Source organism: Streptomyces sp. NPDC019531 (assembly GCF_044903305.1).
In the GTDB taxonomy this organism is placed as follows: Bacteria; Actinomycetota; Actinomycetes; order Streptomycetales; family Streptomycetaceae; genus Streptomyces.
Genome location: NZ_JBJDQL010000022.1, coordinates 28,540 through 45,715, shown reverse-complemented (window position 1 = coordinate 45,715; position 17,176 = coordinate 28,540). Strand labels below are relative to the sequence as shown.

16 protein-coding genes and 1 pseudogene are annotated in these 17,176 nt (G+C 66.6%); 10 read left to right on the top strand and 7 right to left on the bottom strand.

The genetic code is table 11. The features are described from left to right. Positions 1-496: 496 nt before the first annotated feature. Positions 497-985, top strand: coding sequence for an RICIN domain-containing protein (locus ACI2L1_RS24390; protein WP_404741469.1), 489 nt, complete (start codon positions 497-499; stop codon positions 983-985). 215 nt (positions 986-1,200) lie between these two features. Here ACI2L1_RS24390 and ACI2L1_RS24385 read toward each other — a convergent pair whose 3' ends face one another. Continuing rightward, on the bottom strand, positions 1,201-1,671 hold the full coding sequence (locus ACI2L1_RS24385) for a transposase (RefSeq protein ID WP_404741468.1): 471 nt from the start codon (positions 1,669-1,671) through the stop codon (positions 1,201-1,203). Between the two features lie 201 nt (positions 1,672-1,872). Then, the gene (locus ACI2L1_RS24380; RefSeq protein ID WP_404741467.1) at positions 1,873-2,505 is read right to left on the bottom strand and encodes a transposase; all 633 of its coding nucleotides are present in this window, start codon (positions 2,503-2,505) and stop codon (positions 1,873-1,875) included. Between the two features lie 230 nt (positions 2,506-2,735). Between ACI2L1_RS24380 and ACI2L1_RS24375 the strand changes: the two genes are divergently transcribed. The 6 genes from ACI2L1_RS24375 (at position 2,736) to ACI2L1_RS24350 (ending at position 9,297) form a co-directional block, all read left to right on the top strand. Continuing rightward, on the top strand, positions 2,736-3,914 hold the full coding sequence (locus ACI2L1_RS24375) for a hypothetical protein (RefSeq protein WP_404741466.1): 1,179 nt from the start codon (positions 2,736-2,738) through the stop codon (positions 3,912-3,914). Further along, positions 3,901-6,474, top strand: coding sequence for a nitrate- and nitrite sensing domain-containing protein (locus tag ACI2L1_RS24370; RefSeq protein ID WP_404741465.1), 2,574 nt, complete (start codon positions 3,901-3,903; stop codon positions 6,472-6,474). The genes ACI2L1_RS24375 and ACI2L1_RS24370 overlap by 14 nt, the downstream gene beginning before the upstream one ends. Before the next feature lies 1 nt (position 6,475). Further along, on the top strand, positions 6,476-6,928 hold the full coding sequence (locus tag ACI2L1_RS24365) for a roadblock/LC7 domain-containing protein (protein ID WP_404741464.1): 453 nt from the start codon (positions 6,476-6,478) through the stop codon (positions 6,926-6,928). Between the two features lie 98 nt (positions 6,929-7,026). Next, positions 7,027-7,356: a DUF742 domain-containing protein gene (locus tag ACI2L1_RS24360; RefSeq protein WP_404741463.1), complete on the top strand. Its 330-nt coding sequence runs from the start codon at positions 7,027-7,029 to the stop codon at positions 7,354-7,356. A gap of 34 nt (positions 7,357-7,390) precedes the next feature. Next, positions 7,391-7,942 (top strand): GTP-binding protein, encoded by a 552-nt coding sequence (locus ACI2L1_RS24355; protein WP_404741462.1) that lies wholly within the window; start codon positions 7,391-7,393, stop codon positions 7,940-7,942. 113 nt (positions 7,943-8,055) lie between these two features. Continuing rightward, complete coding sequence (locus tag ACI2L1_RS24350; protein ID WP_404741461.1) at positions 8,056-9,297, top strand: branched-chain amino acid ABC transporter substrate-binding protein; 1,242 nt, start codon at positions 8,056-8,058, stop codon at positions 9,295-9,297. 42 nt (positions 9,298-9,339) lie between these two features. On the opposite strand, the gene ACI2L1_RS24345 is transcribed toward ACI2L1_RS24350, so the two are convergent. Together ACI2L1_RS24345 and ACI2L1_RS24340 are read right to left on the bottom strand one after the other, a co-directional pair. Continuing rightward, entirely contained in the window at positions 9,340-10,590 is a 1,251-nt protein-coding gene (locus ACI2L1_RS24345) for a transposase (RefSeq protein WP_404741460.1), read from the bottom strand. Positions 10,591-10,602: 12 nt separating this feature from the next. Then, on the bottom strand, positions 10,603-11,229 hold the full coding sequence (locus ACI2L1_RS24340; RefSeq protein WP_404741459.1) for a transposase family protein: 627 nt from the start codon (positions 11,227-11,229) through the stop codon (positions 10,603-10,605). 580 nt (positions 11,230-11,809) lie between these two features. Between ACI2L1_RS24340 and ACI2L1_RS24335 the strand changes: the two genes are divergently transcribed. Next, positions 11,810-12,358, top strand: coding sequence for a WhiB family transcriptional regulator (locus ACI2L1_RS24335; protein WP_404741458.1), 549 nt, complete (start codon positions 11,810-11,812; stop codon positions 12,356-12,358). An 881-nt stretch (positions 12,359-13,239) separates the two neighbouring features. After that, positions 13,240-13,458 (top strand): hypothetical protein, encoded by a 219-nt coding sequence (locus ACI2L1_RS24330; RefSeq protein ID WP_404741457.1) that lies wholly within the window; start codon positions 13,240-13,242, stop codon positions 13,456-13,458. 392 nt (positions 13,459-13,850) lie between these two features. Here ACI2L1_RS24330 and ACI2L1_RS24325 read toward each other — a convergent pair whose 3' ends face one another. The 3 genes and pseudogenes from ACI2L1_RS24325 to ACI2L1_RS24315 form a co-directional block, all read right to left on the bottom strand. Next, entirely contained in the window at positions 13,851-14,270 is a 420-nt protein-coding gene (locus tag ACI2L1_RS24325; RefSeq protein WP_404741456.1) for a hypothetical protein, read from the bottom strand. A 1,208-nt stretch (positions 14,271-15,478) separates the two neighbouring features. Beyond that, positions 15,479-15,862: a DUF6009 family protein gene (locus ACI2L1_RS24320; RefSeq protein WP_404741455.1), complete on the bottom strand. Its 384-nt coding sequence runs from the start codon at positions 15,860-15,862 to the stop codon at positions 15,479-15,481. Positions 15,863-16,020: 158 nt separating this feature from the next. Then, positions 16,021-16,623 (bottom strand): annotated as a pseudogene (locus ACI2L1_RS24315) (phage/plasmid primase, P4 family); the annotation flags it as partial. On the opposite strand from ACI2L1_RS24315, the gene ACI2L1_RS24310 reads away from it, so the two are divergent. Beyond that, positions 16,571-17,029 carry a DDE-type integrase/transposase/recombinase gene (locus ACI2L1_RS24310; protein WP_404741454.1) on the top strand — a complete coding sequence of 153 codons (459 nt, stop codon included), beginning with the start codon at positions 16,571-16,573 and terminating at the stop codon, positions 17,027-17,029. The pseudogene ACI2L1_RS24315 and the gene ACI2L1_RS24310 overlap by 53 nt on opposite strands. Positions 17,030-17,176: the final 147 nt, after the last annotated feature.

The window sequence follows — 17,176 nt, the reverse complement described above, 5'->3', positions numbered from 1 at the left end:
GACCCGGCCGATGTGCTTGACGACGCCTGGGGTGAGAGCCTGGCCGAGCCGGACTCCAGGCTCAGCGGCTCCCGCCGAAGGGGCCGCGCGAGCGCCGCCAGCACACCCGTGCCTGTCAGCGGCACGTCGGAGTAATGCACTCGCACGTCCACGGCTGACCGGCGGCCTGGTGCCACTGTGCGCCCCAGCGGTAGGTCTGGAGATCGGTGTCCAGTCCGAGGTGAAGACCCGCACGGTCAAGGCACAAGTTCAGCCGTTCTGTGAGCCGAACTCGCTCTGTGCGATCACGTGTAGGCGACGGCCCTCCCGCCCGGGTTGGGGCTGATCCGCGCGAGGTTCGCCGGCCAACAGTCCTGCGGCTATCTGAAAATCCATGAACTCGTCATGAGCGCTATGCGTCAAGTGGTTGGGAAGCCACCACGCGGACCAGCCGGATCCTACGGGTCGGGACGTGCGTGGCCCCTGTTCCGATCGGAAGAGCAACGAAAGAGTTGGTATGGCTTTGAAGAAGATCGGCACTGTGTTGAGCACCTGCCTTGTGGCACTGGCCGCCACGACTGCCCTCTCGACTCCAGCTCACGCGGAGGGGGAGGTCACCTTGCAGAATGTCCACAGCGGCCGATGCCTGTCCGGCAGCGCCGATCGCAGGGTCCGCATGGGGGACTGCGACGGGAACGCCAAGTGGCGGCAGCAGTACTACGGCAATAGCCCCATGCTCGTGAATGTGGCCACCGGCCTCTGCCTCGATCACCCTCTGGATCCGCCGGTGGGCAAGCAGGTCTATCTCTCCAGCTGCTGGGGGGAGGACTACGGCCAGTTGATCGGAATCGGGGACGCCGACTCCTCCCACAAGCACATCAGGCCCGTCGATTCGTCGGCGGCGCTGGTCGGCTGGGACACCGGCTCGGTCACCTTTGCCCAGGACGTCGATAACGCCTCGACGGACCCTTCGACCGCCGAAAAGGCGCTGTGGGCCACCATCTGAGAAATGGCTCCCGACAGCTGCGGGCGGATTCCAGCTAGGGATCGTCGCAACACGTGGTCGGATTGATCAGGCCGCGAGCCATTTATGCGGGCGCTCGGCTGGGGTTTCCCAGCCGAGTGTTTTGCGTGGGCGGCGGTGTCCGCGTACAGGTGATCGTGGCCCTGGCAAGATTTTCGTGAAGTAGGGGTGTGCCACCGTGCGCCGGTGACGCTCCGTCACGGGTGACGGCGTCGGAGCAGGGCCATGAGGATGACGCGGTGGCGGAGCAGCGGGACTCCCGCGCGTCCGGCCATGATCCGTTTCTGTAGCTTCAGGTCGGTGATACGGCCTTCGTTGACGCCGGAGTTGAACGGGGTGGTGATGCCCGGCACGACTGCGGGCTGGTCGTCGCGCATGGCCTTGGCCAGGCTGGCCAGTGCGGCAAGTCGGGAGGCCGCGAGTTGGTCGAGCCAGTCGGGCAGCGGGGCGGCATCGTGGGCCTCGAGCATGGCCGCGAACTGCCGTACCAGGTCGTGGGTTCGGTCCAACTTCGGGCAGTGCTCGAACAGTCGGCGGAGTGCCTCGGTCGCGTGCAGGCCGCGCCGGGACGGTGTGGTGGTGATCCACCGTGCGGCCTGGCGGGGCGAGGGTGGCCGCTCGCGCGGTGTGTCGATCGGCAGCCCGCGACGTAGCGGTGCGATAGCCATTTTGACCCGCTGATAGTGGCCGCAGTAGCCCTTGGCGACGATCTCTTGGGTGCAGCACTGTCGCGGTGTGCTCGCCTTCCTCCCAGCGTTGCCGAAGGTACTCCAGATACGGATCGAGGCTCGTTGACCGGCGGGGCGGAGTGCGTCGTACGCACTCCTGCCAGGAGGTTGCTCGTGCGTACTTGGCCACGGTGCGTCGGTTCAGCCCCAGCTCGCGGGCGATGGCGCTGAGCGAGCGGCCGGAGTCGGAGACCGCATGCACCGCCTCGAACAGCCGCTTGGCGTGGCGCCGAGCGGGAGTAGCGGCCGCCTCGGGCCGTCCTGCGGACGGTGGTGAGGCCGGTTCGGCGTCAGGCACTGCGGCGGACAGACAGCCGCGGTGGGCGGCGGCGACGTCCGAGACCCTTTCGAAAGCCCTTGCCAGAGGTGGAAGCGATCGCTGACCTGCACCGCGTCCGGGGCTCCGACGGTGATGCCCTGCCGGTAGGTGAGCGAGCCGTCCCGGCACACCACCTGCACGCCAGGATGCATGCGCAGCCAGGCGGCCAGTTGTTCGGCATCGCGCCCAGCCCACAAGTCGATCGGCAGCCGCGTGTCGGCATCCACGAGCAGCGTGCCGTAGACGTCCGAGTACAGGGCGAAGTCGTCCACGCCCAGCACTCGCGGTGTCGCGGCCGACGGCAGCCGCATGCGCATCAAGTGGAACAGCACGCTCGTCCGTGACAGCGGCACCTCCAGGATGTGCAGGAGCCGGGCGCCGCCGCGGCCGGCGAGCAACACACCGGCCATCTCCACCAGGTGCTGCAGCAGCAGGCTGCGGCGCTGGTAGCGCACCGTAAGCCCCTTGATCCCGCCCCTGCGTAGGTGCTCGGATGGCGCGCTGAGCTCGGCCGGACGCGGGGCCGTCCGCGTCGGCTGCGAAGCGTATGCCGACCCATCAGGTCGTCGGCCGGGTCTGCGCGGAAATGTTCTGAACTCGGCAAGACCACAGCACGTTCCCAGCTATGGGAAGACAGCCCAGATCCAGCCACCGTGGGAAGTTGGTTTTTCTGACCATGCCAGGAATGTTCCGGGCTAAGCGAATGCCCTCGCGCGGCCTCAGGCTGTTCGCCGTGCTGTGTGTGGTCCTCGGTCTTGTGATGCCGCTCGCCTACACCACCGTGCAGTTCGGGCAAGCGTCCAGCAGCGACCTCGAAGTCGTGAAGGCCGAGCGTCGGGGTGTGGTGTATCTACGGCCCATGACCAGGCTGATCGCCGCCATCGCCGACAGCCAGTCCGTGGCGGTCGCAGGACGCCGTCCGGATCCGCAGGTCCTCACACGGGCCGCCGCGGCGGTGGCGCAAGCGGACAGGGCCGTGGGCGGAAGCTTGCGGGTTCATGACAGCTGGGTGGATCTGCGGAGCAGGCTGGTCGCGTTGGCCGCCACCCGTCACACCGGCCGGAGCGCTTACCGGGCCTATTCCGAGGCCATGGACGTTGCCCTCTTCCTGATGCTGCGGGTGGGGGACACCTCACAGCTCATTCTCGATCCTCAGATCGACAGCTACTACCTGATGGACGCAGGGATGCTGAGGCTTCCATCGGCCATCGCCGACAGCGGCCGGATGACCGATCTCGAGGTGCTGCGTGGGCAGGGCCCGGGGAAAGATTTCCCACTGGCCCGCGTCCTTGTAGCCCGGGACCGCGTGAGCGCGGCGGCATCCGCTGTCGAGGCCGGGCTGGCGAAGAGCTTCGGCAGCAGCGCCAGCAGCTCCCTCGGTCAGGGTCTCCTTGGCAAAATCGACGCGTTTCACACGGCGCTCGAGCCGTTGGCACCGCGTTCCCCGCTCGTCGATCAGCCTCTCCCGCCGCGCCCTGACCTCATGGAGGGCCATCGGTCCGAGTTTGCCCGGACAGCGCTGGAGCTGGACACAGCCGTACTGGAGGAGCTGGACCGGTTGCTCGCCACACGAGAGCGGACCATAGAGCAGAACCGGTTCGTCGTGCTGATGGTCCTGGTTGCCGGCCTTGCTCTCGCGGTAGTCGCACTGGCTTGGACAGGAAGGGCATCGGGCTCCCCAGGGAAGAGGTCGCGGGCAGGAACTAAGTCCACCCCGAACTGGGCGGCCAAGTCCGCCGATGCGCGCCATGCGAATGAACCTGAAGACGATGAGCCCTCGGGGCTTCGGCCGGACGATTTCCTCCCCCCTGGACCGAAGCACGGCCGTCCCACGCGAAAGAAGGCGGCCGGTGCGTCTCGCTGATCTCCAAGTACGGCAGCGGATCATCGCGCTCGCGGCCCTCCCGCTCACAGCCGCGGTGCTGCTCACCGCTCCTCTGGTCATCGAGCGCGTTCAGTCGGCTCGGGAGTCGACGCAGGCGGCCAAGGAACTGCGACTGGCCCGCCAGGTGGGTGACCTCATCGCGGACCTCCAGCGCGAGCGCCTGTACTCCAGCGCATATCTCGCGACGCCGGACAGCGACGCCAACCCGGTCGTGCAGCAGGCCTCACAAACGGACGCTGACGTCAGCGACTTCCGAGAGAACTGGCTCGGCCCGAGCGCGCCTGCCGCGCTCGCAGCCGCCTTCCGGGGGGCCTCCGATCTGGACCGGACCAGACGCCTGGTGCTGAAGCGCGGCCTGACACCGACTGATGTGAGCACCCGTTACGGCTTCGCGATCTCAGCGCTGCTCGATGCGCTGCCTGCCAGCGGTACGGCGCAGGGAAACAGCAGAGGGACCTTCGGCCGGGAACAGGCCACGGTGGAAGAGCTGTTGCGTGTGCATGAAATCAGCAGCCGCTTTGGCGCACTGCTCCTGACCGTGGTGTCGGACCCCGGGCAGGCACGGCAGTTGATGGCTGACGTCGAGAGCCGCACGGCCATAGCGGACAACGAGAAGCGCCGTTTCCTCCGGGGCGCGAGCCCATCAGAGGTGGTGCTTTTCCAGAAGGTCGAATCCAGTGGTGCGGCCGCGAAGATCAAGACCTACGCCGATGCGCTGATTCTCTGGGCATACGCCAACCCACACGGCACCACCCAACGGAGCGACCTGCCCGACGGAGTGACGGCCTCACGTATCTTCGCGGCTTGCGACTCCCTCGATCAGCTTCGCCTGCTGGTCCAGAACAAGATCGCGCGCGACTCCGCCGCCGCCGCATCCGACAATGCGTCAGAATCCGGCAAGTGGGCGCTTGCCTTCATCCTGGCCGTCTTGGCCCTCACGATCACCGTGGTCTGGCTCACGATATGGATCGCCCGGTCCATCGCGAGCCCGCTGCGTCTTCTCCACGGCGCCGCTGAGCAAGTCGCACAGGCCGCAGAGGACGAGTTGACGCGGGTCGTGGAGGACACGGCGGGGCCGTCCTCCGGGCGGACACCGGCCCGCCTCCTACGGCTACCGGCTCTCACCAAGGACGAACTCGGACAACTAGCCGTGGCCTTCAACCGGGTCCAAGACGCGGCCGTCGCCCTGATACAGCGCCAAGTACGCAGTCGCGACAACGCAGCGGCCATGCTGGGCAACGTGGGACGCCGCACCCAGAATCTTGCCGCGCTGCAGCTGTCGTTGATCGACAGTATGGAACATTCGGAGACCGATCCCGCAGTCCTCGAACGTCTGTATCGCCTGGACCACGTTTCCTGTCGACTGCGCCGGCACGCGAACAGCCTGGTGGTGCTCTCGGGGTGGACAGAACCCGTTCTGGCGAGCTCCCCTGTTCCACTGGGGGAGCTGACGCGTTCGGCCCTGGGAAAGATCGAGGGGTTCCAGCGCGTTCGTCTAGGGGAGGTTCCCCCCCTCCTAGTGTCCTCTCACGTTGCCGCAGACCTGGCTCTCGTGATCGCTGAGTTGTTGGAGAACGCAACCTCCTTCTCACCTCCGTCCGCCCCCGTCGAGTTCTCCGCCGAGGTTCTGCCCGGCGGGCTGTGCCTGATCCAGATCGTCGACCAGGGCGTGGGCATGGCGGACTCGCGGCTTGCGGAGGAAAACGCCCGGCTGGTCCGCAACGAGCGGCTGGACCTCGTGTCGACCGACTTCCTCGGCCTGTTCGTGGTGGGACGGCTGAGCCGGCGCCACCACTTCCAGGTCCGGCTCGAGCACACGCCGAACAGGGGCGTCACCGCCCGGATCATGCTGCCCGCGGAGCTGTTCCACTTCGCTGCCGATCCGCCCGGCGAGCGGAAACTGACAGGCGGCAGGCCTCAGCCGCCGTCCCTTGCATCGGCACCCGAAATCCGGCCTTCCGTTCCGCGTCGACCGACCGAGGGCGCCGCGGAAGGGCCTCCCGGCGGGACACCCCCATCCTCCGTCGCGGCGAAAGAGCAGCCGGTCACCGTCGAGAGCATCAAACCTGACGCCACGAGCAGAGCGTGCCTCGCCCGGTCCAGCCCCGGCCCCTTCGACTGGTTCAAAGCGGAACACGACAGCGGGATCCAACCAGTGCCGGACCAGGGGCTCACGCCCGCAAGAACTGTGAGGGCGCAGGGTGTGCGAACCCTCCTGCCTGCCCCGGAGCTCACACCCGAGCGGCTACCGGTGAGAAATACGCGCCGAGCCATGACACTGCCGCCTCCATCGACCAGTGCACCTGCTTCGGCCGTGGTGCTGCCATTGGCCCAGCGCCCTGGGGACGGCACGAGCAACCTCCCTCGGCTGGTGCGCAGGGTGCCGGGTGCCCAGATGCCTACCGGGTCCTTCATTCCGAACGCCGGACATCTCGGGGGCGATCCCACGGATCCCGAGGCGGCGCGCGCCATGATCGAGGAGTTCGAGGCCGGCATATCCCGGGCCTCGCAGAACTGCCCCAGCCCAGAAGGAGATTGATATGAAATCCTCGGACCTGCAGCCGGGACCATCGAGCGGCCTGAGCCAGAATGCCGAGAGCTTCAACTGGCTGCTGAGTCGTTTCGCCGGGAACACCGCAGGCGTGCGCGATGCCATCGCCGTATCCTCCGACGGGCTCATGATTGCCCAGTGCATCGAGGGAGAGCGGGCCGATGCGGACCGCCTCTCCGCCATCGTCGCGGGCATGACGAGTCTCGCCGGCGGGGTCGCGGGGTCGTATCAGCTCGGCTCACTCAACAAGGTCATCGTCGACATGGCCGACGGCTACCTGCTTATCTCCGCCATCGGGTGCGGATCGGTGCTGGGTGTGATCGCCTCGAAGCAAGCGAACCTCGGACAGGTCGCCTACGAGATGACTCTCTTCGCCAACCGGGCGGGCTCTGCCCTTACCCCAGAACTCATCCGTGAGCTCAAGAACCACATCCAGGCATGACCGCGTACGGACCCGAACCGCCTTCCTGGACAGGGAGCGGTTATCGAAACCTCGGGCCTGGGGACGCACCATCCCCTTATCCCCCTCCGCTGGATCTGGTGCCCCGCCCCTTCCTCATCACTCACGGACGCACGCAAGGCGCGAGCGAGGCCATCGCCATCGAGACCCAGGTAGTGGCGACCGAGCACGGCCTCACCGACTACAGGCACACGACCTTCGAGCGCCGGGACATCGTTGAGCTGTGCCGTGAACCGATGTCGGTGGCCGAAATCTCCGCCCGACTCGGCCTGCATCTCAATGTGGTCCGTGTACTGGTCGCCGACCTGTACACGGAAGGCCGCGTCCTCGCCCATCTAGCCGAGTTCGACGCTTCCCGGGATGTCGACACCCTTCGGAGGGTCATCCGTGGTCTCCGCGCAATCTCCTGACCATCGCCACCGCTCATGGGGAAATCGCCCGCCCATGCCCGTGAAGATCGTTGTCGCGGGCGGATTCGGCGTGGGCAAGACGACCACGGTCGGCAGCATCTCCGACACCATCCCACTCACCACAGAAGCCGCCATGACGACGGTGGCAGCCGGGATCGACGATGGCAGTCTTGCGCCTGACAAGCGCACCACGACCGTGGCCATGGACTTCGGCTCGCTAGCCATCGACAAGGGCATCAAGCTGTATTTGTTCGGTACCCCCGGCCAGGACCGCTTCGGATTCATGTGGGGCGATCTGATACGCGGGGCACTAGGCGCCCTGGTCATCGTCGACACGCGCCGCACCGAGGACTGTTTCCCCGCGGTGGACTACTTCGAGACGGCTGGAGTGCCCTTCGCTATCGGAGTGAACCGCTTCCCCGCCCGGGAACGGCTTTCGCACGAAGAGTTGCGTTGGGCTCTCGCGGTCGGTCAGGAAGTGCCGGTGGTGGAGTTCGACGCACGCGACAAGGTGTCCGTACGGGACGCGCTGCTCGTCGTACTCGACCAGGCACTCGTCTTCGCTCAGGCCACAGCGGCCAGGTGAGCAACGGCCTGAGGGCAGGTCAACGAGAGCTCTCTGTGCGTCGCTGTATCCACACGTCCGGGCTCCCGCGGCAGTCGTCGCGGCGGAGCCATCGACTGATGGGAAGGAATGGCGTGCTCCACCGAAAGAAGTGCCGAAAGGCGCTGGCTCTCAGCGCTGCCCTGACCGTGGGGCTGGCCCTCCTCGGCGCTTGCGGCGCCGACGCCGACCCGAACGATCTCGGCGGCGTCCGTCTCCGCACGGTCACGATCGGGGTCGACGCGCCGCTCACCGGTCCGCTCGCGGAGTCAGGCAAAGGCATCGTGAACTCGGTGCAACTCGCGGCCCAGCAGGCAAATGAGAACCAAGTGGTGCCGGGCGTCACCTTCAAGATCAAGGCCCTGGACGATCGCGCCATGGCGGACCGCGGGAAGGCCAATGCCAGGCGCTTTGTCCGGCAGTCAGATGTGATCGGAGTTGTCGGGCCACTCAATTCACGCGTTGCCCTGACCATGCAACAGACTATGGACCAGGCCGACCTCACCCTGGTGTCGCCGGCCAACACCAACCCGGCCCTGACGCTGGGCCCCGACTGGCTCTCCGGTCGCACGGCGCGGCCGTACAGGTCCTACTTCAGAACGGTCACCACGGACGCGAGCCAAGGCCCCTTCGCCGCTCAGTTCGTCTACAAGGAACTCAAAAAGCGACGAGTCTTCGTGATCGATGACGACGAGGCTTACGGCCTGGGCCTGGCTGCAACCTTCGAGACAGAGTTCACCCGGCTCGGCGGGACGGTGGCAGGAAAGGGCAGCATCAGCGTGGGGGACCGGGATTTCACGACCCTCGCCGCCCGGATCGCGGACTCGGGTGCCGAATTTGTCTTCTGCGGAGGCGCCTACCCCGAGTGCGGACGCCTCAGCAGGCAAGTAAAGGCGGTCAGCGGCGCGATTCCCGTCGTGGGCGGCGACGCCATCTACGACCCCGCCTACCCGGACCTGGCCAGCGACCAGGGCGAGGGTGACGTCGCGACCTCCGTGGGAGCCCCCGTGGAGATGGTCCGCTCGGCCCAGGCCTTTGTCACCAACTACAAGATCGCAGGCTACTCGACGCCACCTGGCACGTACGGCGGCTACGCCTACGACAGCGCCTGGGCCATCATCGAAGCCGCCAGGAGTGTCGTGGCCGACAACGGAAATACGCTGCCCGCCCATGCCCGCGCCGCGATCTCGGCCGCCATGCAGGAGGTCACGTTCTCCGGCATGACCGGCCCGGTATCGTTCGACCAATACGGAGACACCACCGACAAGCAGTTGACAGTCTACGTTGTGCGGAACGGGGAGTGGACGACCCTGAGCACAGGCATCTACGTGAACTGATGCAACTGGACCGAGGCACCGCTTCCTCTAAAACCCCAAAAATCAACAAAGCCTATGCCGAACTCGCCATAGAATACGGCGCGTTGGAAGATCGGGCGGCTTGGGGTGGGCCCGGCGGGCGGCTCGATCTGGGACCACCGCACTGACGAATGACGCGGCGGCCGTGTGAGGACATCGGGCATCATGACCTTCATGCCGATGGAGACCGACGACCTGTTCGAGGACGACACGGCGGTCTGTGTTCCGGTCGCCGATGAAGCGACCGGCGAGATCCGGCTGCTGTCCGAGCGGTGCTCGACCTGCATCTTCCGGCCGGGCAACCCGTTCCGGACGACGATGCCGGGGCGAATCCGCAGTATGGTCGCGGATGCTGTGGCGGACGAAGGGCATGTGACGTGTCATTCGACGTTGCCGGGCTCGGCGCCCGCAGGCGTCGAGCCGGCGATCTGCCGTGGGTTCGCGGATACGTATGGTGACCGCTCGTTGGCCCTGCGGCTGGGGGACGCCCTCGGTCTCGTCCGGGAGGTTCCTCCGCCCGTGTGAGACCGGTAGCCCGGCGGTGACAGCGTCGAGGTCGCTGGTGAGGCCGCGGGCGAAGCTGGTCAGTCCGGGCAGGTCCGCCTCGGTGGCATCCTCGATCCATGCAGACAGCAGGACACCGGTCTGCTGGGTGAGCATGTCGGCGAAGTCGCGGACGAGTTGGTGAGCGGTGGCCAGTTCGGGACTGCCGTTCAGAACGGTCTTGAGCTGCTGGTGCTCGTCCTCGCTGAGCGTGGCGGGGCGGCGGGTGAGCCAGCCGGTGACCTGCCGGACGCTCGGCGGCGCCGGAGGTCGGGCAGGATCGGTGGGCCACTGCAGGCGGCTGCGGGCCCAGTCACGGAGACTGCTGTAGGGAACCAGTCGGCCCTGATCGGCGAGTTCCTCGCGCAGTTTCTTGATGGAGATGGCGCCCCCGCTCTCGTCGATGCGGCGCTGCAGGTAGGGGCGATGGACGTCGAGGTGACTGGGGCGGGTGCGGCGGCCGGTGACGGCGTCTTGCCAGCGGGCCGCGCGAGCGTACCGCTGGACGGTGTGGCGGCCCCAGCCCAGATGCCGGGCGATGGCACGCAGGCCCATTCCCTCGTTCAACAGGCCGTGGACCAGGGCATGATGGGCGTGCATGCGCTCGGCCCGGCGCCCTGTCGGTAACACGTCGTCAGGCGGTGCCGCCGCACGGGTGCTGCCCGTCGAGCTCGCGGCGTCTTCCGGTTTGGGCGGTAGGGTGGCGGCCTTGAGATGGCCGCGGTGGGACACGGTCCCGGCAAATCACCTCCACCCCGGGTGAGCCGTCAGCCAGGCGGTCAGCGGCGCCGCCTCGCGCCCCGGCAGCACTTCGATGGGTCGGTGCCGTTCAGCGTCTGTGATCACGGTGGCGTACGAGTGGCCGTGTTTGGTGGCGAAATCGTCGACACCGAGTACGCGCGGGGTGTCATAGACCGGGTCGGGCATCGCCCGGATCCGGTTCCACAGCCCCATCCGCCCCGCCGTCAGGCCCATGGCGTTGGCCATCCGCGCCCCGGCACGGCCGGCCAACGCGAGCGCGATCCGGTCCAGCGACGCGCCCAGTCGATCCGTGACGCGGGCGTACGCGCTGGTCAGCCCTGGTATCTGCTCGGCAAATGTGCGCTTCGGACAGGCGCCGTCAGCGCACAGGAAGCGCCTCACCGAGAGCAAGATCCCTACCGCGTGCCCGGCCAGCGGAAGATCCTGCAAACGACGCTCGTAGCGGTCATGCACACGAGTCGACGCCCGGCCACAGGCCGGACACGAGCCCGCGTCGCCTCGGCCGCTCAGCCGCACCACCATCACGCACGCGCCGTGCACCGCCGTGGTGACCAGTACCTCGAAACCCTGGAACAGCACGTCCTGCCAGGCGATTTCGTCGTCGTTCATGTCCTGCACGTCGACGCCGACGGGACGGTTCAGCCCGCCCCGCTGAGACATGACGGAGCGTCACATCCGGCGAATCACGGCGGGGCGTACCCCGGCTCACAGTCCGGAATCGAACAGCCCCCTCACGGACCGTGATGGCTCCCCGTGATCGCTGCCAGAGCCCGCTGACAACCGCCCTAGCCATTCCCGGTCTCGATCACGATGCATACAGCACCCTCACGGAACTCCGCGTCGTACGCGCGTTGCTTGGACCCCATGAAACCCAACTTCCCCTGCGATCAGGGGCTCCACGCTACGAAGGGAGGGACACACGGGTGATCATCAGTGTGTGTAGAGACAGATCAGGCGGTGGCCGCAGGTCCCACCAGCGGTACAGGCAACTTGATTAACAACGGCCTGTCAGGCGCACAGCCCCACTGCGCACAGCGGCTCCGAGGGCCAAAGGTCTCGTGAACCGTTCCAGACCCCGATGCGTACGGGGTAATGGGCGACCACCCTTTGTACGGCCTAACACACTGCTCGTGTCTTTGCGACCGTGTCAGACATCCGACTGCCGCCCCTTCCACGATGAGGTGACCTGATGACACACGACTACATGAATAGTGTCCCGACCAGCGGCGTGCGTGGCCCAGCGTCTACAGGCGCCGCAACTGCAGAGCGGGCCGAGCCCCTCTGCGCCGGGTCGGATCCGTCCCTGTTCTTTCTCGATGGCCTCGGTCCTGCCGTCGACTCACAAGTGACGGAAACTAAGAGAGTGTGCTTCGCCTGTCCCGTTCGGCTCAACTGCCTGACGGATGCGATCCGATTCGATGCAGAGGAGGGGATCTGGGCTGGATTCACTCCGCGCGAGCGGAAGCGCCTGAGCTCCCGAGTAACTGACATGCCAAAGATCTATCGGCAGTTGATCGAGAGAGTTGCGGCGGGCCACATCGCCAAAGTCGACCCGCAGTACCGGCCGGCGGTAGTCATGGGCCTGCACCGCCGAGGGTGGGACGAACTTCGAATAGCCAAGGCCATGAAGCTCGCCCCCTTCGCGGTTCGGATGGATCTGCAGGCCCAACTCGAACTTGAGTTCTACATCCATGCGCATGAACGCGCGAAGAAAATGACCGCAGAACGTGCAATGTAACTCAAACCAGCCACCCACGCATTCACGTGTCGGTGACTCCTACCCGCCCGGGCGGGGTTCCTCGCTACGCCGGGTTGGCCTCGACTCGTCAGTAGGGTTCGATCGCTGATCGATCCGGTGATTCGCCCGTAATGTCCTTGACCGGTGCAGGACTGACCTTCGCGTAACGCCGCGGCTGCGCCGGGTTCCACGGGCCCGGAGACTGTGGAGGCCCTCGTTCCTGATCCTCGTCGGGGCGATGCCGGCCGTCAGGTGACGGCCGGAAGCTGCGTGAGCCGCCTCCATCTGGTGGTGAACGCCGATAAGAGGGCCAAGTCCGCTCGATGCGCAAGTAGCGGCGGCGGAACTGGCGGGCCAGACGTGCAGGCAGGTGATAGAGGCGCAAGCGGTCTGCCCCGCAATTGATCTTGGTACACAGGCGGGGACGTGGCGAAGGCCGCGCGACTTGTCTTGGTGTGATGCTCCGTCAGGCCTGCACGGCCATGTCTCATTCTGCTTTCCACGGTCTGTCGGAGGAACACCAGGGTGCTCTCGTGGCCGAGCTCACCACGCGTTGGGAGGCGCGGTGCGAGTCCGGGGCGTCACCACCGGCGTGTGGGCGCCCGACGCCAGGAGGCAGGGGCCGGGCCGGAGTATGAACCGGTCTTCGTCGATCGGCTGCTGGCCACGCTGGGGCATCTGGATTGGGCTCACCCACGCCGCACTCGGCCGTGATCTGCGAGGTGGGCTCCTCCACGATCGGCCGCGCGATCGCCGATTCCGTCCACTGCCCGCCGAGCGTGTCTGCGCTGTCCCGGAGAGGCCCGGTCTCCGGCTGAGCACGCTGGTAGACGTGTTCGCCTACGCCGAGGCCGAGAGCGTCACCCTTGCGGATCGACGGGATGGAGACCCAGGTCCGCCTTCCGGAGGCGGGCAGGTCTGGACGGCGGGCGTTCGTGTCCGGCAAGCGCAAGCAGAACACCATCAAGGCCACCACGATCAGCGACGGCCAGAGCCGCACTCTGTTCTCCGGCGTCGTCAGGCCGGACCGGATGCGTGATCAGACCGCGATGCGTATACCGAGGGCATCGCCGAGCAGTTCCGCCAGCACCCCACCGTGAAAGTCGACGACGGCTACCTGGGCCTGGCCAACGAGTTCCCCGAGCAGGTGTCGGACCCGCCGAAGAAGCCGAAGGGCCTGGACGGGAACGACGCCTCGCTGACCAAGAAGTATGGCTGGCGCGAGATGAAGCGTCGCCAGTCCTCGGCCCGGATCTATGTCGAGCACGCCGGCGGCGAGGACCGCGTCGCGTCCGTTCCAGCGGTACAGCGGACGCCGGGAGACTTTCAGCGAAACGCACCGTGCCATCGCCGGACTCGTCTCCGACCGCACCGCCCGAAGGCCTACCCGCCGCAAGCCGAGCACCGAACTGGTTCTCGTCCGCGCGACGGCCTGCGGAATCACCCGCCAGCCGAACCTCCAGACCATATATGCCTCAAAACCAATCGCGGGTCAGCCCGTAAGGGCGGACATGCGGTGTCCGATCTGTGCTCTGTGGCGAAGCATGAGCCGAGTGGTGGTCCGGGTGGGCGAGGGCGTCCGATCCCACTCTTCCAGTAGGACATAGCCAAGCTGCCTGGCGTCTTCGGAGTCGGGCATGAGCAGCCAGGCTGACGCAGCACGGAGCAGGTCGTCCGTGGCCTGTGCGTAGTTGCCTTTGAGCGCCCAGGCGCGGGCAAGTTCGAGGCATTCGCGCGCCGCGCGCCCATGGCGGCCGCCGAGGAAGTGAGCATAGGCACCTACTTGTCGTAGGCACAGTACGTGTTCATGATTGATGCCACACTCCGCCATGACGCGCCAGATGAGCCGATCGGCCTCTCGGGCCGCGAGCATGTAATGGCCCCCATCGATCGCTGCGTTGATCAACTGCACGCGCTTATACAGGGATTTCGGCGGGGGCTGCGACAAAGTGAAGGGTGGACCTAGCAGCGACACGGGGCCTCCTTTGGGGCGGTACCAAGGTGCGGAGAACTCGGCAGCGGACAACTTGGCGCCTGCTGGTCCGGTGCGGCACCGAGGACCCGCACCCGCGCTCCACACAAGCTCCGCGACCGCGGACGGCGTCTCGGCCAGCACCTCGGCCACCAATGCACGCGCAACCACCAGAAGCTGAAGCGCGCGTTCCGCCTCACCGAGCGCGGCCCGCACCCGCTCGTCTCCCCCTGTAACCGTGCGGTCTATTCCCGGACTTCCTTCTCCCGGGCCTCCAGCAGACCGAGCACCGACGGCATCAGCCATCTCCACAAGCGAGACGTCCCACCTGGCACTACTTCCTCTGGAACCTCATGTCCCAGTCTCCAGGTGTCCACGATCAAGGGGAAGGCTCACTCCTGCCTCAGGGGCGATCTTGGTACGGCAAGCCGGATGCGGGTCAGCCCGACGGCCGATTGTGTCGAGCCGCCGGGCTGAGGGGTGCCGGTGCCCGGGGAAGGACTGTTCCGGCATCTGCTTCAACGGTGGCGCGGACAGGCAGGTTCACTTCACAGAACCAAAATTTCGCCATTACCCGCCTCCCCACTCAACTCGGTGACATCTTCCCGAGCTTGGGACGCGCTCTGGCCTCGACCTCACTGGCCTGATCGTCTTGCTGACGGCTACCAGCCGCCAGCCGCCCTGCGCCATACGGCTGGAGACCGCGTAACAGCAAGGTCACCTGTGACGACCGGTTCGTCGAGACAACCGTGCGGGCCGCCGAGCGCCAGCACACCAGCCTGCCCGGAGGGATGCCGACCGTCGAGATGGTCCACACGCTCGCGAAGGATGTGCTTGCCCTCAACAAACGGCGGTGCCGTGGATGGCTGGGACATGCCGCGGCCGACCCTCCAGGCTGCCCCTACCGGATGCTCTCCGCGTACCTGGAAGTTCCTCGACTCAGGGCCCCGGTGTTGCGACGACCGGTTGCGTCCGGGCGGTCCTCGCGGTCGCGCTGCTACAGGGTCATCTCCTTCGGTCATCCCGGTGTCGGCGACGACAGCGCCGGTCGCGACCACCCGCGTTGACCCTGCCCTCAATATGGAGACGGGACGTCAGGTCCCGATCCGAGAGACGAGGTTTCGCCCGCAGTCTGGCATCGGGCAGGACTATGAACTAGCGGAGATTATGGCGGCGGTGCACTGCTGCGAGCGCGGTGTCTTCTCCCCGACTTTCCTCGGCTCGATGGTCCGTGGGTCGACGGCTTCGCCGGGGGCACCTTGGTGGTAGACGCCTTCGGGATCGGTGTCACGGTCGCGCGGTAGAAGGAAGAAGACGCGGCGCCGGTAGAGGCCGCTGTCGGGGTCGGCATGGACCGTCTTGTCGAGTTCGGTGTAGCCGATCATGCGTCCGTCGCGGGCGTAGCGGGGTTTGTTGATGCGGCGATGTGTTTTGTCGAGAGCTTGGCGGACGTAGTCGAGGTGGTCGAGGTCTTCCAACCACACGACGCGGGCTTCTCCAGTGAGATCGCTTTCGGTGAGTAGCGAGCTCATGGGCGCATTCCCTCCTGTGTACGCCTGCGCCGGCTCTGGTTGGCTCGGCGCCTGACTTGTTTACCTGGCCGCGTTTCGGCGGGGCTACCCGCCCTGTACCGGTTCGCGTCTTCATCGTGGAGCGGTGTTGCGTGCGCGTGTGGGAGGGTGGGTGTCATCTACTCGGCTACCAGGGCGAGGGCGGGGTAGAACTTGCGGCCGTTGGATTTGATCATGTCGGAGGGTGAGGCGAGGCCGACTTCCTGGCGGACCCGAGTGGCGAAGACGCGGGCTGTCGCGGGCCGGATGTCTTCACCAGCTGTGCACCAGGTGCTGTAGGCGGCGTAGAGGCGGCCCTGTTCGACGCGGAGGTCTGGGTGGGTTTCCGTGCCACGGGTGCAACACTCGGCGAGGAAGCGGCCGATGTGGTCTTCGGTGTCGGCGTATGCGCTGGTGGCCATGCGAACGCGGTCGGGGCCGGTGAGGGAGTCTCGGGTGGCTAGGTACCTGCGGGCACCTTCGATGAGCCAGTTGAGGATGCCTGGGCCCTCGTCGCGGACAAGTTCGACAGCGAGGTTGTCGATCTTCCGGTCGTCGGGAACGACGCGCTCGAAAGGGAGCAGGCGGATACGGCGCCAGAACGCGAAACCACCAGTGGAGACCTCGGGGTGATGGTTGCCCAGGAGCCACAGGTGGTGGGTTGGGGTGAAGGAGAAGTAGTCCTGGCGCATGCGGGGGGTCTTGATCTTGTCACCGCCGGTCAAGAGACGGACACGGGCTTGTCGTTCGCCGGCCGACCACCACCGGGCCTCCCTGGTCGTGGACGCGCTGAAGGTGGCCGCCGGACGCGGGCAGCTCCAGCCCGGATGCATCGTGCACTCAGACCGCGGCAGCGAATACACCTCGGAGGAACTCCGATGTGAAATAGGCCGGTTGGGACTGCGGCAGAGCATGGGCCGCACCGGCTCATGCTTCGACAACGCCGCCGCCGAATCGGTCTTCGCCGTACTGAAGGAGGAGATCGGCACCCGGCAATGGCCGGACCGGGCCAGTGCCCGCGCGGAGATCTTCGCCTTCATCGAGACCTTGTATAACCGCGAGCGACTGCGCAGGCATCCGGTCTGGGGATACCTCACCCCGCTCGAGACCCGCCAACGCCACGAGCAAGGACACACCCTCGCAGCGTAAGGCATCGAGTGTCCAAGATCACGGGGGAGCTTCAGGGGAGTGTGCCGTGGATACCGACGGACGCCGACGGCAGGCCGTCGGCCGATTCCACTGCGGTGTGTTTGGATGACCACAACCTGTGCGAAAATCCAGCCCGTCTGCCGCTCC

Bases quoted from the DNA above. Each gene is read 5' to 3' on its own strand.
- ACI2L1_RS24385 (WP_404741468.1), bottom strand. From the start codon at position 1,671: ATGGCTATCGCACCGCTACGTCGCGGGCTGCCGATCGACACACCGCGC.
- ACI2L1_RS24340 (WP_404741459.1), bottom strand. From the start codon at position 11,229: ATGAACGACGACGAAATCGCCTGGCAGGACGTGCTGTTCCAGGGTTTC.
- ACI2L1_RS24330 (WP_404741457.1), top strand. From the start codon at position 13,240: ATGGAGACCCAGGTCCGCCTTCCGGAGGCGGGCAGGTCTGGACGGCGG.
- ACI2L1_RS24390 (WP_404741469.1), top strand. From the start codon at position 497: ATGGCTTTGAAGAAGATCGGCACTGTGTTGAGCACCTGCCTTGTGGCA.
- ACI2L1_RS24335 (WP_404741458.1), top strand. From the start codon at position 11,810: ATGACACACGACTACATGAATAGTGTCCCGACCAGCGGCGTGCGTGGC.
- ACI2L1_RS24375 (WP_404741466.1), top strand. From the start codon at position 2,736: ATGTTCCGGGCTAAGCGAATGCCCTCGCGCGGCCTCAGGCTGTTCGCC.
- ACI2L1_RS24355 (WP_404741462.1), top strand. From the start codon at position 7,391: ATGCCCGTGAAGATCGTTGTCGCGGGCGGATTCGGCGTGGGCAAGACG.
- ACI2L1_RS24310 (WP_404741454.1), top strand. From the start codon at position 16,571: ATGCGGGGGGTCTTGATCTTGTCACCGCCGGTCAAGAGACGGACACGG.
- ACI2L1_RS24365 (WP_404741464.1), top strand. From the start codon at position 6,476: ATGAAATCCTCGGACCTGCAGCCGGGACCATCGAGCGGCCTGAGCCAG.
- ACI2L1_RS24320 (WP_404741455.1), bottom strand. From the start codon at position 15,862: ATGAGCTCGCTACTCACCGAAAGCGATCTCACTGGAGAAGCCCGCGTC.